The organism is Pseudocolwellia antarctica (assembly GCF_049933045.1).
Classification (GTDB): Bacteria; Pseudomonadota; Gammaproteobacteria; order Enterobacterales; family Alteromonadaceae; genus Pseudocolwellia.
Map to the genome: position 1 here is coordinate 378,088 of NZ_CP187926.1, position 15,692 is coordinate 393,779.

The 15,692-nt window shown below is 35.8% G+C and carries 13 protein-coding genes and 1 pseudogene; 5 read left to right on the forward strand and 9 right to left on the reverse strand.

Going from position 1 to position 15,692, the window contains the following annotated elements:
- Positions 1-181: 181 nt before the first annotated feature.
- Complete coding sequence (locus ACPUVN_RS01605; RefSeq protein WP_426369828.1) at positions 182-2,254, reverse strand: M13 family metallopeptidase; 2,073 nt, start codon at positions 2,252-2,254, stop codon at positions 182-184.
- A 203-nt stretch (positions 2,255-2,457) separates the two neighbouring features.
- Positions 2,458-3,684, reverse strand: a complete 1,227-nt coding sequence (locus tag ACPUVN_RS01610) for a threonine/serine ThrE exporter family protein (protein ID WP_426358316.1) — start codon at positions 3,682-3,684, stop codon at positions 2,458-2,460.
- Between the two features lie 542 nt (positions 3,685-4,226).
- Between ACPUVN_RS01610 and ACPUVN_RS01615 the strand changes: the two genes are divergently transcribed.
- Positions 4,227-4,400 carry a hypothetical protein gene (locus tag ACPUVN_RS01615; protein ID WP_426358315.1) on the forward strand — a complete coding sequence of 58 codons (174 nt, stop codon included), beginning with the start codon at positions 4,227-4,229 and terminating at the stop codon, positions 4,398-4,400.
- 18 nt (positions 4,401-4,418) lie between these two features.
- On the opposite strand, the gene ACPUVN_RS01620 is transcribed toward ACPUVN_RS01615, so the two are convergent.
- A complete protein-coding gene (locus tag ACPUVN_RS01620; RefSeq protein WP_426358314.1) occupies positions 4,419-5,210 on the reverse strand; it encodes an NRDE family protein in 792 nt (263 codons plus the stop codon).
- A gap of 210 nt (positions 5,211-5,420) precedes the next feature.
- Between ACPUVN_RS01620 and ACPUVN_RS01625 the strand changes: the two genes are divergently transcribed.
- The 3 genes from ACPUVN_RS01625 (at position 5,421) to ACPUVN_RS01635 (ending at position 7,737) form a co-directional block, all read left to right on the forward strand.
- Positions 5,421-6,200 (forward strand): class II aldolase/adducin family protein, encoded by a 780-nt coding sequence (locus ACPUVN_RS01625; RefSeq protein ID WP_426358313.1) that lies wholly within the window; start codon positions 5,421-5,423, stop codon positions 6,198-6,200.
- Between the two features lie 61 nt (positions 6,201-6,261).
- Positions 6,262-7,437 carry a mandelate racemase/muconate lactonizing enzyme family protein gene (locus ACPUVN_RS01630; protein WP_426358312.1) on the forward strand — a complete coding sequence of 392 codons (1,176 nt, stop codon included), beginning with the start codon at positions 6,262-6,264 and terminating at the stop codon, positions 7,435-7,437.
- Between the two features lie 15 nt (positions 7,438-7,452).
- Entirely contained in the window at positions 7,453-7,737 is a 285-nt protein-coding gene (locus tag ACPUVN_RS01635; protein ID WP_304370062.1) for a SelT/SelW/SelH family protein, read from the forward strand.
- Positions 7,738-7,892: 155 nt separating this feature from the next.
- Here ACPUVN_RS01635 and ACPUVN_RS01640 read toward each other — a convergent pair whose 3' ends face one another.
- The 3 genes from ACPUVN_RS01640 to ACPUVN_RS01650 form a co-directional block, all read right to left on the reverse strand.
- A complete protein-coding gene (locus tag ACPUVN_RS01640) occupies positions 7,893-8,789 on the reverse strand; it encodes an amidohydrolase family protein (protein WP_426369829.1) in 897 nt (298 codons plus the stop codon).
- A 44-nt stretch (positions 8,790-8,833) separates the two neighbouring features.
- The gene (locus ACPUVN_RS01645) at positions 8,834-9,559 is read right to left on the reverse strand and encodes an SDR family NAD(P)-dependent oxidoreductase (protein WP_426358310.1); all 726 of its coding nucleotides are present in this window, start codon (positions 9,557-9,559) and stop codon (positions 8,834-8,836) included.
- Positions 9,560-9,725: 166 nt separating this feature from the next.
- Positions 9,726-11,231 (reverse strand): dipeptidase, encoded by a 1,506-nt coding sequence (locus ACPUVN_RS01650; RefSeq protein WP_426369830.1) that lies wholly within the window; start codon positions 11,229-11,231, stop codon positions 9,726-9,728.
- A gap of 209 nt (positions 11,232-11,440) precedes the next feature.
- Here ACPUVN_RS01650 and ACPUVN_RS01655 point away from each other — a divergent pair, with 209 nt between their 5' ends.
- Complete coding sequence (locus tag ACPUVN_RS01655; protein WP_426358308.1) at positions 11,441-11,785, forward strand: HopJ type III effector protein; 345 nt, start codon at positions 11,441-11,443, stop codon at positions 11,783-11,785.
- A gap of 72 nt (positions 11,786-11,857) precedes the next feature.
- Here the strand turns inward: ACPUVN_RS01655 and ACPUVN_RS01660 are convergent, their stop codons facing one another.
- From ACPUVN_RS01660 to ACPUVN_RS01670, 3 genes and pseudogenes are all read right to left on the reverse strand, one after another.
- Positions 11,858-13,543 (reverse strand): DUF342 domain-containing protein, encoded by a 1,686-nt coding sequence (locus ACPUVN_RS01660; protein WP_426358307.1) that lies wholly within the window; start codon positions 13,541-13,543, stop codon positions 11,858-11,860.
- Between the two features lie 37 nt (positions 13,544-13,580).
- Positions 13,581-13,908 (reverse strand): annotated as a pseudogene (locus ACPUVN_RS01665) (hypothetical protein).
- 214 nt (positions 13,909-14,122) lie between these two features.
- Positions 14,123-15,400 (reverse strand): CinA family nicotinamide mononucleotide deamidase-related protein, encoded by a 1,278-nt coding sequence (locus tag ACPUVN_RS01670; RefSeq protein WP_426369831.1) that lies wholly within the window; start codon positions 15,398-15,400, stop codon positions 14,123-14,125.
- Positions 15,401-15,692: the final 292 nt, after the last annotated feature.

A 15,692-nucleotide genomic window follows, 5' to 3' on the forward strand; every position in this document is an offset into this window, starting at 1 on the left:
ATATTTTTAAAAGGTAGCAATTATTGCTGCCTTTTTTCGTTTTTGAGCTTTCTTTATTTTGTCTTTTCTAAACAGAGGGGCAGTATAATAAGAGACATAAAAAAGTAGGTTGAGGAATATAGTCTGAACCTACTTTTGTGTTTCCTAGCTTGAGCTTATATAAAAAGATAAGCTCAGTTTACTACCAAATTTTAACTCTGTTTTCAGGCGCGATATACATTTTATCGCCTGCTTTAACATCAAATGCTTTATAAAATTCAGGCATATTAGATAAAGAACCTAATGCTCTAAACTCACCTGGAGAATGAGGGTCAGTAGCGACTCTATTTCTCATTGATTTCTCAACAATTTTTGAGCGCCAAATTTGAGCGTAACCCATGAAGAAACGTTGATCACCTGTTAAGCCATCAATTACAGGAGCTTTCTTACCATTCAATGAAGCTTTATAAGCTTTGTAAGCGATAGTCACACCAGATAAATCACCAATGTTTTCGCCTAATGTTAATTCACCATTTACGTTTAAATCATCAAATACTGCATAGTTGCTGTATTGACTTACTAGGTTATCAGAACGCTCTTTAAAGGCTTTTAAGTCAGTTTCAGTCCACCAGTTTCTTAAATTACCTTTGTCATCATATTTGCTACCTTGGTCATCAAAACCATGACCCATTTCATGACCAATTACAGCGCCAATGCCACCATAGTTTACCGCGTCATCAGCAGCCATATTGAAGAAAGGAGCTTGTAAAATAGCTGCAGGGAATACAATTTCATTTACCGTAGGGTTGTAATAAGCATTAACGGTTTGAGGTGTCATTCCCCATTCCCATGTTCTAATAGGTCCACCAAGTTTACTTATTTCTTTTTTATGACTAATTTCACCAGAGCGAATAATATTTCCAACAACATCATCTGCTTTGATGTTTAATGCTGAATAGTCTTCCCATTTGTCTGGGTAACCAATTTTAGGTGTAAAAGCAGCAAGTTTCACATGAGCTGATTTTTTAGTATCCTCAGACATCCACTCAAGTTCATCAATACTTGCACCGTATGCGCCTCTTAGATTTTCAACCAATTGACTCATTCTTGATTTAGCTTCTGGAGCAAAATGCTTGGCAACATAAACTTTACCAATAACTTCACCTAAGTTTGAGTTAACAACAAATACGCCTCTTTTCCATTGTGGGCGTTGTTCTTCACGACCGTTTAACTGTTTTGAAAAGAAGTCAAAGTCTTCATTATCTAAGTCAGCTGTTAAATAAGAGGCAAAACGGTTTAATGTGTGGAAAGTTAAATAGGTTTGCCAATCGGCTACTGATGTTTCAGTGAATACATCACCAAAGGCTGCAACATAATCAGGTTGGTTAACAATTAAGTCTTTCTGTTGAGATACGCCAAGTGCTTCTAGGTAAGTTGCCCAATCAAATTTATTGGTTACCGATTTTGGTAAATCTGATACAGCAAACTTGTTATAACGTTTTTCGCTGTCTCTTGATTCAACACGTGTCCAATGATGTTTTGCTAACTTTGTTTCTAAAGACATAATGCTTTTAGCCGCTGCTTTAGCATTTGGAAGCCCAGCTAATTCAAACATTTTTTCAATATGCGCTAAGTAACCTTGACGTAATGCTACAAAACGTTCTTCTTCATTAAAGTAGTAATCTTGATCAGGTAAACCTAAACCACTTTGCCAAATGTGTGTGGCGTAGTTGCTAGAGTCTTTAGCATCAACACTGATGTAAAATGAAAACGGTGTATTAATACCTGCTGCTTGATATTCACCAAAGAACTTAGCAAGATCTTTTTTACTTTTCAGCTTATTAATATCGTTCATTATTGGCAGAAGAGGAGAGATACCCGCAGCATTTCTCGTTTCCATATCCATAAATGATTTAAATAAATCACCTACTTTTTGTTCATCACTACCAGCAATAAGATTTTTCTGTTTTGCTAAGTCTTCAATAATGGCTTTAACGCTATTATCGGCATCATCACGTAAGTCGTAAAAAGAACCTATCGCAGTTTTATCACCTGGGATTTCTGATCTTTTAAGCCAGCCACCGTTAACATATTGATAAAAGTTGTCTTGTGGTCGAACTGAATTATCGATGTTTGCTTTTGTAATACCAGACACCAGTAGAGATTGTTTAGCTGTTTGTACCGGTGTTTTTTCTGATAAAGCTTCAGGTGTTTGATTACAGGCTGATAGCAATAAAACTGACGTGCACACTGCGCTCGTAATGAGTGTTTTCATGAGTAAGTACTCTTTAATATTTGTTATGATTATGGGGATATAAAGCGAATTTTTATATTCATCGGCTAACACGTTTAGCGTTATTTTGATTAACACTAAACGAGGTAATAAATGAATGTTACTGAACGATAATAAATGGGAAAGGTTATAATTTCCATAACATGACATATATACTTACATTTATCATGTTATGGATCAGGTAATTACAGGACTTTACGCGGTGGCAAAGTGACATTTGAAAATAACAATCCAGCCACTAATGACATGAAAATTAGAAAGGTTTGTGAGCCAAGATCGCTAGCGTTGATCATGTTTTGTCCTGAAACAGCACTATTTAATCCGATATAAACTTTGCTTCCAGGTACTAGAACAACTAAGCCTAATAATTTAACGATACTCGAAGGTAAGTTCATTATTTTAGAAAACATGTTGCTGTATAAACCTAATGCAAAAGCTCCCACGAAAGCGCTCAAAGGACCACCTAAATATAAAGCACTCCAAATACTTGCTCCATAAGCCACATAACCTGAAGCCATGCCCCAAGGTGCATCTTTTAATCTTACTTTAAATTGTATAACTAAGCTGATTGATAAAACTGTTACAGCAAGCCATGCAGTCCAATCAGGAATAAAGGTTGATGGTACTATATCGACTTCGCCCCAAAGTAATCGACCTATGGCTAAACCGAGAAAACCACCGAAGTAGAGCTTAAATAACGACATCAAAGCATCCATTATTCGTGCTGTACCAGAGATTAAATTTCTAGAAGCTAATTCAGATAAACCTAAAGTGAGTGCTAAACCTGGAATAAAGGAAATAATACTCGAGAGAATAACGACGGGAGTATTCAAGCTTGGATCAATTAAGGTAGCGGCAGAAGCAAGTACGGCAACAATAAGTGCCGTTATTGGCTCTAACATTTCAGTTACGCGTCGAGAATAACCACTCCAAAATACAAATAAATAAACAACAACACCTAACAGTGCTGACCAAAAAACATCATTCCAACTGGTGTGCATCAACATAGCGAATGCACCACTAGAGCCAACGAAGGCAAGTAGTGTTAATAGCTGTCCGTAGGGATTGGGCTTATTTTCTATTTCGTCTAAACGGTCTATAGCGTCTGAAAGAGTACGTTGACCTGAGCTTAACTCGTCAACTAGCTCATCAGTTCTCGCTAATGATCCTAAATCTAAATCGCCAGGATCTACACGAATAACATGCGCGTATTCTTGTTCATCATCTGTTTCAGATAACACAAACGTTAAAGACGTAGGCGTAATTAAAAAACAAGAATCTAAGTTTAAGGAAAGTGAGACATTATGCAGGTGAGCTTCAAGACGATAAGCTGGTGTCCCAAACTTATGCAGCGCTTTTCCTAACTTTATGATAAAGCGTCTTTTATCTTCGAAGTCTAAACCTTTTTCCATTAACATATATTCCTAATTATTTAATAGCTTATTTTAGTGGAATTGTGTGAAGATGTATTGAATTATTTATTAAAAACAAGGCTGAAATAGCAAGTTTTTCAAGTATGTTTTACTGTAACTTATTTGTATTTATACCGAGTATAGTGATTGAGAGCAGATACTCCTGATCAAATAACTAAAACAGGATAAAAAATCAATTTGATACAGACTGATATCCTTCAAAAGTAATCTAAACCTTAACTTTAGAACCTTAGCTTAAAAGAATTAACTTCTAGCCTTTATTTCAAAGAAATTGACTCGTTGCGGATTTTATAGCTATCTGAATATGGATGAGTACTTAGGTTTTGTTTAATGTAAGGTTTGGTATGTAGGGTTTGGATTGAAACGCTGTTGTTTATTAGGCTTTATTTACAAAGTATTACTTTCGAAGATATTGTTTTGAGAGATATTGCTTTGGAAGGTTCAGGTTTTAAAAGTATAAACTTAAAAAACTAACAGTCATTTAACATTTTATAATTTCTAACTATTACAAGGATATAGTCATGGCATTACTGATTATTTTAGCCGTTATTTTTGCTGTTGTTGGTTTAATGGTGGTTTTAGGTGAACGCTTTGGTAAACCTATGGAGCAAAAACAACAAGCGAAGCTATCTAAAATAGCGGGTATCGCTTGTTTTATCTTAATCATTTCTTTAATTGTGAAACAAATGCTCTAAAAGTCAAAAATGCAGTGGTTAGGCATTAAACACTTCATCTAGCGTCATTTTTTGATTACTGAGTATTTCACCTGAAGGGGCATAAGTACGTTCTATAATATCAACGACATTGTTTATGTCTTTAGTGATAATAATTGTTGAGCGTGTGCCATAGTCAGGTGATGTTATAAATATAGAACTCAGTAGAGCTTCTCGCTCTATAGGTAAGCCTGTTTTAGGTAAAGTGTCTGTTGAAGCTTGTGTTGTATCCGTCATTAAATCTAATAAAAGATCCATATCAAGCTGGCTTTCATGTTTTTTATCAGTCACTAAGTCTTTTAGTTTTTGTTGACCACGTTTCATTTTAGGCCAACTATCGGCTATAGCGCCATTACAAACACTAAAAACGCCATCTTCCATAAGATGTTCTTCTTGGTTAACACTATCAAAGCCGTAGAGCTTGTCTAAACTTCCGTAGATTAAATTGAAACCATTGTAGCTTTGACTATTCTGGGTGAGATGACTTCTTATTTTTTGGTGATCAACAGCAATATTATCAGGGGCTAGGGCTTTAAGTACCAAATCACCACGTGATGTTTTTGTATTATCAATTAAATGCGGTTGTCTGAAATTAGTTAATGCTGAAAAATGTTCAGACTTAGTTAAGCCTAACCAAGTTCCGCCTGCTTGTAAGTCTTTACCTGCTAATATATCGCTTTCAACCCATAGGTGGAGGTTTTGTGTAGGTCTCTGATGAAACTCATCTCGATTTGCACAGATAATAACAGGGAACTTTGGATGTTGCTTTAGGGCGATAAATAGAATGCACATAGGTAATTTAAGACTTCGTTTTAGCTGAGAATATAGGAATAGGAACTAACTTTTGATTATATTATTTCACTTAATTAAATCGAAAGTGAATAAACTATAATTGTTTAATAAAATATAGATAGTGTTACTAAGTGTTAGATGTGTTTAAAAGCATTGCTCTATGCTTTAAACTTAATAGTATTAAAGTGAGCCTGATGAAACAAGGTGTTTATGTTCGAATTACCTAATATAAGTAATATAAATTTAAAAGATAAAGTCTCTGAAAGTGAGTGGAATACGCGAGTCGATTTAGCCGCTTGTTATCGCTTAGTGGCTTTACATGGCTGGGATGATTTAATTTATACCCATATTTCAGCTCGTATTCCAGACACGAACTATTATTTAATTAACGCCTTTGGACTTACTTTTAAAGAAGTTACTGCATCTAACCTCGTTAAAATTGATATTGACGGTAATATTATTGATGCAGAATGTCCTTTTGAGATAAACCCTGCAGGTTTTACTATTCATAGTGCAATACATGCAGCACGACATGATGCTATGTGTGTTTTACATCTTCACACTAATGCAACTATAGCGGTTGCGAGTGTAGAAGACGGGCTTTTGCCTTTAAGCCAATATGCGATGTTTGCGCTTGCCTCGCTAAGCTATCACGATTATGAAGGCTTAGCGGTTAATCCTGCAGAGAAAGTCAAATTACAAAACAACTTAGCTGATACCAATTTTATGCTGCTAAGAAATCATGGTGCGTTAACTGTAGGTAAAACCATAGGTGATGCATTTATGCATATGTACGATTTAGCACGTGCATGCGAAATTCAAGTGCAAATAATGTCTACGGGTATGAAACCTAATATTGTTGATCAAAGCATTATTGATGGCATTAAAGCACAAGCAAATATAGTACATACTGGATTAACAGGTGGTCAAAAAGCTTGGCCTGCTATGTTAAGACGTGTGTATAACGAAGATCCAAGTTTTGCTCAATAGTATTTTGAGACCACAAACTCATTTACTTATTTTTTAAACAGCTTTTTATATAGAGAACTCCATGAAAGTAACTCACGTTGAAATTTTTGATATTCATTGTCCAGAACGTCCACCTTGGAACCCTATTTTTATTCGAGTACATACTGATGAAGGTATTTCAGGTGTTGGTGAAGCAGGTTTAGCTTATGACTGGGGACACAGTGCTGCAGCCGCTATGATCAAAGAAATAGTCGAAGCTGTTTTAATTGGTTATGACCCGTTTCAAACTGAAAAACTTTGGTCACGCATGTTACGTGAAAGCTTTTGGGGCTTAGGCGGCGGACCTGTACTTTATTCTGCGATGAGCGCTATTGATACCGCGCTTTGGGATATAAAAGGTAAAGCCTTAGGTGTTCCAGTTTATCAATTACTAGGTGGTAAAGTGAATGATGAACTACGTACTTATGCCAGTCAATTACAGTTCGACTGGGATACTGAAATTACCAAGTTAACTCAACCTGAGCAATACGCTGAAGCAGCTTTAAAAGCGGTTGCTGAAGGTTATGATGCAGTTAAAGTTGATCCTATTGTTTATGATGCAAATGGTGAGTCGTCATTTGATCGCACTAAACTCTTTACTCAACCACAAATGCGTTTATTCGGAAATCGTTTAAGAGCTATTCGTGACGCTGTTGGACCAGATGTTGATATTATTTTTGAATCTCATTCATTAATGGGCGCAGCTTCTGCTATCCAAATGGGTGAAGTTATCGAAGAAGTTGGCTGTATGATGTACGAAGAGCCAGTAAACTACTTAAACTCTGCGGTACATAAAAAAGTCGCTGAAAATGTGAAAGTGCCTATTGCTGGCGGTGAACGTTTGTATCATCGTTGGGATGTACGTCCGTATTTTGAAGACCAAAGTATTGATGTTTTACAGCCAGATGTTGGTTTATGTGGTGGTTTTACTGAAGCTAAAAAAGTGTGTGACTATGCTGATGTTTATGATATTCGCATTCAAGCCCATGTATGTGGTGGTCCTGTAGCAACAGCTGCGTCTTTGCATTTAGAAACAGCGATACCTAACTTTTTAATTCATGAACATCACACTTATGCGACTAAAGCGTGGAACCGTGAATTATGTATTCAAGACCCACAACCTAAAAACGGTATGTTCAAAGTTTCTGAAACACCAGGTCTTGGTATTGAATTGAACGATGACATTGTGAAACGTTCTCCACATGTGATCGTTAAGTAATCGAGAGTCATTATTATGAATAAAGTTGATATTAAGTTTTGTTCTAAATGTAAATGGTTAGCGCGATCTGCTTGGATGGCTCAAGAGTTATTAACTACCTTTGAGAGCGAAATTGATGAGCTATCTTTGTTACCAGGTACTGGAGGCATATTTGAAATATATGCTAATGGTACGCTTATTTGGTCGCGTAAAGATATGGGGCGATTTCCTGAAATTACCGAATTAAAAACTTTAGTGAGAGATACCATAGCGCCAGATAAAGATTTAGGCTGTATTGATCGGAAAAAGAATAACAGTTAGTTTAAGCGAGGGATAACTCATTATCTCTCGTTCATACTTGTTAGTTTTTGATAAATACAAAATCTGATATCACAAGAAGTTAAGTATGCTTAGTTGTAAGCTCTTAACTTCTTTTTCTTCTATATTGAGGTTTTATCGCTAGCTATTTTGCTGTTCTAAAACTTATACCAGTGCTTTGTGTTTTCTAGGCAAAGTTGTGTAAGTTGTTTTTGATTATAAGTAGCTAGACGTGAATGGTATTGCCAAACCTTTAGATAATCTTTACTGAATAAACACAGCGGAAAATTGCTCGCAAGCATAACTCTATTAATACCAAAAGCCTGAATACAATGAGCGATAATGTCATCGCACCAAACAGAGCTATAATTTCTGTCTTCCATTTCCCAACCTGAACATTTAATTGCGCAATGCTCAAATTGACTGAGTGTTTTTAAGCCATTTAGCCAATGATCAAGTTCACTACTTTGCACTGCAATATTATTGCTATGATCTTTTATAAAGTAGGGCGGTGATCCTGCATGATTAATAATAATGGTGAGTTCAGGTAGGTGTTTTAAAATATCAGTTAAAATCTGAATCGCTTTTAGATCAGATAAAGGCATTTGTAAGTCAAAACTTAATTGATTATCAGCTAAAAGTTTTAAATTATTGAAAGTGTTTTTATGACTTAAAATATCGCATGCTGAATCGTCTAAAATATGTCGACAGCCAACGACACTTTTATAATCTATTAGCGTATTTATTTGTTTTATAAAGTCGTTTGCTGGCGCTGTTAAGTCTATACAAGCTACTGAGCGGAAGTCATTTTTACAGCTAGCCTCTAACCATTGAATCTCTCGCCAAGGCGACTCATTATCAAAGCCTGCTTCAATATGTACAAAGCCTGTGAGTTCAAGCGCTTTGGTCTGAGTTGATAGGTTAATGTCAGTTTCAGAAAATTTGTTATTGATAACTTCTTTATCTGACCAGAAAGGCGGGTTTTCAGGCTTTAGCCATTGGTACTCGCCAAGTGATAAATCAAATAAATGAATATGTGGATCAATAATCTTCATGCTAAAACCTTAACTTACTGCAACGTTACTTATCTACGAATCTACTATTGTGTGGTATATCCACCATCAATTACCTGCAAGCTGCCAGTGATGAACGTTGATTTATCAGACGCCAAAAATAGTACGAGTTCAGCGACTTCTTCAGGCTGCCCCAATCTTCCTAAAGGCTGTAAACCTGCTTCTTCTTGATGAATTTGTGCTTTATCTGCACCAGAGCGCTCGCAATATTTATTTATAGCTTGATGATAAAGAGGTGTTTCAATCGTGCCAGGGCAAACTGCATTTGAGCGTATGTTATAACTTGCGTAATCAAGCGCTGTAGTTTTGGCGATAGAGGCTAATGCTGCTTTACTCATGTTGTAGGCAAATGAGTTTTGCTTAGCTATTAACGCTTGATCAGACGCCATAATAATAATTGAGCCCGCATTATTTGCTTTCATTGACGGTAATACGGCTTTTACTGCGGCATAAGCGCCTTTAACGTTAATGTTAAATACCCGTTCGAAATCAGCTTCTGAGGTGTTTTCAATCGTACCTGAAAAATGAATGCCTGCATTAGATACCAGCACATCTATCGTATATTGAGTACTTATTTCATTTACGATTTGGCTTACTGCGTCCACACTTGTGATGTCGCATGCTTTAAATATTCCAGCGTCTGACGGTGTAATATCTAAGTTAAATACTCGGTAATTATTTTCCAAAAATAGCTTAACAATACTTAAACCTATACCTGAACTACCGCCTGTAATTATGCATGTTTTTTTCATGAGAAAAGTCTTTTGAAGAAGTGAAAATCTTAGGTTTATAATAACGTTATCAGCTATGAACTACTATCAAGAGTATAAAAAAAGCCAACAATTTATATAAACTGTTGGCTTTGATGTTTTCAGCTAAGTATCAGGCGTTAATAATACCTGTTTATTTAAGACTTAATTATTTAGCTAACTCTATAAATGCTGCTGTGTACATTTTCAAATTCAGTGTGAATTGTTCGATAGTAATAAACTCACTTTCAGTATGACCTGTGTATTCAGTGTTTGGCATTGAAGGTCCAAAGCTTACAGCGTGAGGGAACATTCTTGAATTAGTACCACCACCAATCGAAATAGGCTGAGCATTTTTAACACCAGTATAGTGTGAAAAAATTGATAATAACGTTTCAACTTGAGGTGCATCATCTTGTACCCAAGGTTCTTTAACTACAGTGCCTAAGTCGGTAACAGGAAATTGGTTAGCGCTAGACCAATCAGTTACTGCTTTTGTTATTTGCGCTTTAAGTATTGCCGTGTCTTTGCCTCGAGGACGTCGAATATTGATATTAAGTTGCATACCATTATCTAGCTGCTTTAATACCGTTGGAGATAAAGTTAGTGGTCCCATAAAGTCATCTTTAAAGGCTAACTCTCCAAATTTGTCTGCGTATAAACCTGTACCGATATTATCGTTAATAAAGTTTACTAGCGCGCCACTTGTATTTGCTGGCCAGCGTTTAAAAGAGATCAAATCTGCAAGATAAGTAATCGCATTTACACCGTCTTCAGGTTTTGACGAATGAGCTGACTTACCTAAAGCTTTAATGGTTAATACACGATCTGTTAGATCAAAATCAAAACCGATATTTTTATAAGCTTTTGCTTTGTTGATAAGTTGTTGAAGTAGTTCAACATCTGCATTTTCGATAATAGCTATAGCATCTTCAGGTATTTGACTACCAAAAAATCCACCTGTGAATGATGCTAAGTAAGCTTGTTGAGTGCTCACTGTTTTGTTAGAGAAAGTTACACTTATTGTTCCATAACCTTTTTCTGCCGTTACTACTGGATATTCTGCATCAATGGTAATGTTCATTTGAGGCAAGTCGTGAGTTTTTATGTATTCTTCTAATGGCGCCCAATCTGACTCTTCTGCCATGTAAATGTATAGCTCTAAACGCTTATCTAATTGTATGTTTTTATCTTTAATTGCTTTCATTGCATACAAAGCTGTAGAGATAGGACCTTTATCATCTTCTGTACCGCGACCAATTATAGTCCCAGGTTTTGATGTTAGATCTAATGTATATGGAGATTGTTTCCATTTGGTTTTATTAGCAGGTTGTACATCACCATGAGTAATGATCCCAACGCGGTCTTTTGACTCACCTAAGCCGATAATTACTACAAAGCCATCGTCTTTAAAATCAAGACCAAGAGCTGCAGCTTGTTTTTTTAATTCTTGTTTAAATGCAATATGAACAGGATTTTCTGGTGAAGAAACACCTTCTACAGCAACGGTATTATGTTTTACCAGTTGAGCCAGGCTGTTTATCATGTCTTCTTTGTAGGTTTCTACTGCGTAAGTTGCTGTTTCATCAGCTAATGTACTTACTTTCATTGCGCTTACTGAGGTAGAGAAAATAAATGGTACTAAAAGTGTTAATAAACTGAGTTTCTTAATCACAAGTTGTCCTTAAAGGTAATTTAATGTGGTGGATCTAACGTTATTATAACGAATAAATAGATAAGCTCACTGTACAGATACGTTTTAATCAACCTATACAGCTTTTTATGTTCGAAGAAGATGTTAAAAAAATCATGAAAACGTCCCCGTTTAGCTTGTTTTAAGGTAAAGTACGCGCTTATTTATGAAATTTATTATTTAGGTAAGTTATGACGTTAACACAACTTTTAGCAGTAATAGTAAAAGAACCACAAACTGTTTCTTTTGATGATGTGATCAGTACTATTAATGAAAATTATCAATATACACCAACAACTTTTAGTAATGGCGAAGTGGTTAATGAATCAGGAACTAACGAAGGTTCATGTAAGATTTTTGCTTTTGCTCAATTAAATGAATTATCGGTAGCGCAAACGTTAGCCTGTTTCGGTAAATATTACCGTGAAGATGTATTAGCGCATCCTGAAGGCAACGACCATGGAAATATTCGTAACTTTATAGTGTCTGGTTGGGAAGGTGTTAAATTTTCTGGTGAGGTCTTAGTTAAGGCTTAAGTGATGGTATTCAAGTGATGCAGAATGAGTGATTCAGCACCATTGATAACACATCATTTAGAAAGCGAGTTGTTAGGTATGAATAAGAGGTTCTATATGAACCTTTCTTTCTAAATAAAACATTTTACTTGGACCATGTTCTCTTTTTGTTCTTTCATTGAACTCGCCAACATTAAGTTTTACGCCATGATATATACGTTCAGTGGCTTCAATATAAACTTCAGTCATATAGCTTTGAATATGTGCTTCAATGATTTCTTTCTCAATAAGGATCTCTCCCATTCTGTGCGCATGATATTGATAGGTTGAAACCACTTTTTTAATCATACCTGCAGGCGCTTTGCCTTTGGGTAGCGCTTTAACTTTATTCATGGCTACTTTTAATTCTTGAGTTTTTTCAGTTTCAATTTTTAGCTGTTTTTCTATTTCACTAATTTGTTGTTTATACTCTTTAATTCTTTTATTAAAAGTAATTGTTGTTGAACTACCTGCTGTAGCGCCAACTGTGCCGGCGTGAACTGAGTTTACCGCGTTAATATAGCCAGCAATTAATTTACCATCAGCTTTGTCTTCAGAGCCGACCCAAAGTTTATCGTTAACGTTAATTATACTGTGCATTAGTTGATTGTTTATGCGAAGAATGTTGCAGCTAATATCGGCATACTGACAGTATTTAGCGAAAATATTGCCTTGAGCATTGATATTGGCGCTCATGGTGATGTTAGATGTGGAAAGATCTTCTACTTCCTGCTTTTTACCAATGATGCCGCTCATAATTGTAATGTCGCCACCCGCTTCTAAATAAGCTGACTCGACAAAACCGCCAACGGTTATATCGCCTTTAGCTACTACTTTCATGCCTTCACATACATCGCCATCAATAATGACACTACCTTCAAATTTTATATGACCCGTTGTAACATCAACATTTTTTAATTTATAAACTTCATCTATCGCTATACCATTTTTGATAGAGCGGGGCAGGCCAACTAATGTTGAGATAAGAACGTTTTTATTTTTAGGACTGATGATCGTGCCTTCACCCACAGCCATTTCAATATCTTCGCCTGGGTTAGATTCAAGAGGAACCCCTGTAACCGTGAAGCCTTTAACACCTTCGGTAAAAGGTATTATTTGAGCAAGAGGTTCGCCAACACGTACACAAATAATGTCACCTAAATCTCTCATGTCAACCGTGCCATCATCACGTTCACGTGGGCGTAATATACGGTCTTGGGCGCATTGTACTAATAGTTTTATACGAGCATTGGAGCCATTGATGGGCGTTTTACCTTTGGCTATCACTCCTTTGAGTAATATACCTTCAGGCTCTGTAATTGAATCTTGAGCAAGGCGAATGAGTCCTTCTTTACTAAAACCTTTTTTGATCCCTGCTGCTTGTGCGGTATTTAAAACTTCTTTAGCGGTGAGGTTCTTTCCGCCTAATGCTGTGGTGATTTCAGCTGTTGCTGACATTTCATCATCATCGATTTTTATTTCGATAGTTGCATCTTTTCGTTCGAGTACTTGATAACGGATTTCTCGACCTGTGTTATCTTTTTTGAGAGGCTTTAAAACACTATTGAGTTCGGCAATAGCATTTCTAATATTACTGATGTTTAGCTCTAAATGACTGTATTCGGAAGTCTCAATTAAACTTTGAATAGCTGCTTCATTAATGATCTTGTCATTTTTTATTGGCTGTAAAACCAAGTCGATATTGTTTTTCTTATTTTCAACCAAGTTTGCTTGAGTCACGAACTACATCCTTAATGTTCAGTCTTTATTTTATATTTTAAATATAATTTTCTTGATGTACCTTTATAAATGCAGGGGTTCTTATTTTAGAGTAATCAATCTTGTATTCTTTATTGTCTAAAGCTTGCACAAATAATAAGGTTTTTTCTTCACCAAAACACTCTGAAGAGCTTATATCAATTACTTCTTGATAGACTTTTTTAGCTTCAGATTCTTTTTCTTGGTAATTCACCTTTGTATTCACCAATACCTCTGTTACTTATTATTACTACAGGCTTTTCGCCATTAACGATAAGTAAATCAAATTTTCTGTTTTTGTGGATAATTGTATTGCGTCCACTGGTGATAAAATTCTTTTCTATCAAAATTCGCCCCTAATGTCGGTAACTGGTCTCAGTTTTATTTAATACAGGTAAAGCATAGTTTATGAAAAATTATAAGCTACTGTATTTAAAATATATTAATCACGGGAAAGAGTAACAATTTAAATACTCTAGCAGTCAATATATAAAGTTTTAATTTACTAAGCAATACATAACAAGAATATTGCTATAAATCCTATTGCTTATGTGTTTCAAGTTATTTTACATACAAAGGCTTATGTGGGCTTTGTATTAAGAAACGCCTTACTAGATCTAAACATCTGGCAGCTACGGTTCGTTGGAAGTTATTTCTCTCACCTTTCACAACAAAGTGCTGAGTATGAATGTTGCTTGAATCTCCCCAAGCTATCCAAACTGTACCTGTTGGTTTGTCAGGTGTGCCACCTGTTGGACCCGCAATACCTGAAACAGCAACAGCGATATCAGCATGACTTTTAGCTAATGCGCCTTTTGCCATCGCAATAACAGTCTCTTTACTTACCGCACCCAATTTATCTAATGTGGTTTTAGGTACTCCGATCATTTCTGTTTTCATTTCGTTTGAATAAGTAACAAAACCCGCTTCAAATATTTGAGATGAACCTGCTATTTCGGTTATTTGACTGGCAATTAAGCCACCAGTGCAAGATTCTGCCGTTGTTATAGTAAGCTTTTTTTCTAAGAGTAGCTGATAAACACATGAGGGCAGTGAAAAACTATCGTCTTCTATTTCACCTAAAATATGATCGTTTAATAGTTCGTGAAATCTTGGCAACCACAGCGTTTTGATTTCATAGGCGGCTTTTGTATAGCTTGTTAATTTTAACTCTAAAGTAGGGGAGTTAGCTCTATATCCAATTTCAATTTCTTTAGGTAGATCAGGAAAGTTTTCATTAATCAGCATTTGTAGCTTTGATTCGCCAATACCAAAGACTAAAAATCGGGTTGTGTGAGCGAGTTCTTGATTGGGGAGTTGGCTTTTTAATAAAGGAATGATTTCTTCATTCAGCATTATTTTTAATTCGCTAGGCACGCCTGGTGTACAAAAAATATCACAGTCATTAATATTTAAGTGTATCCCCACAGCACTGCCTGTTCGGTTATGAATTATTTGACAATTTTTAGGTAATATCGCTTGTTTTAAATTTGCTTGATCAAGTATTAATTCGCGCTTTTCAGCCCATACCTGTAAATGCTTTATTGCTTTAGGGTTTTCTTCTAATGCTAAGTCGGCAGCTATGGCTAATGCTTCTGCGGTTAAGTCGTCTGTTGTTGGTCCTAAGCCACCATTGATAATTAGTATGTCTGCAAGTTTAGACATATGCTGTATTTCACTGATCAGTGTGGCTAAGTTGTCTGAGATAGTTACACGTCTTGAAACATCAAGACCTAACGCTTTAATCTGTTTTGCAACATAAGCTGAGTTTGTATCAATAACGTCACCGCTAACGAGTTCATTACCAGTAAGTAGTAACTGTAAATTGATAGACGACATAAGTTTACCTTTCTTTTATTCAAGTATTAATAGCAATAAGACATCATAAATTTTATCAAACTATATTTATACATTTTCATTAAGTTAAAGTGCCTTTAACTTTGTTTTACTCTCTTTTCTACAATATAAAATAAGAAGCAGGCAAGTGGGACTCTATTTTTTGGATGAATGTTTTGGTTATTTTAATAAACTTGTTATTAGGGTCTGTTGACCTTTCGAGATTGCTTTTACAGCAAGGTGTTTGATATTTAGACAAGGCTGAGTCTGTGACGTGTAGCTAGCTACTCGAACA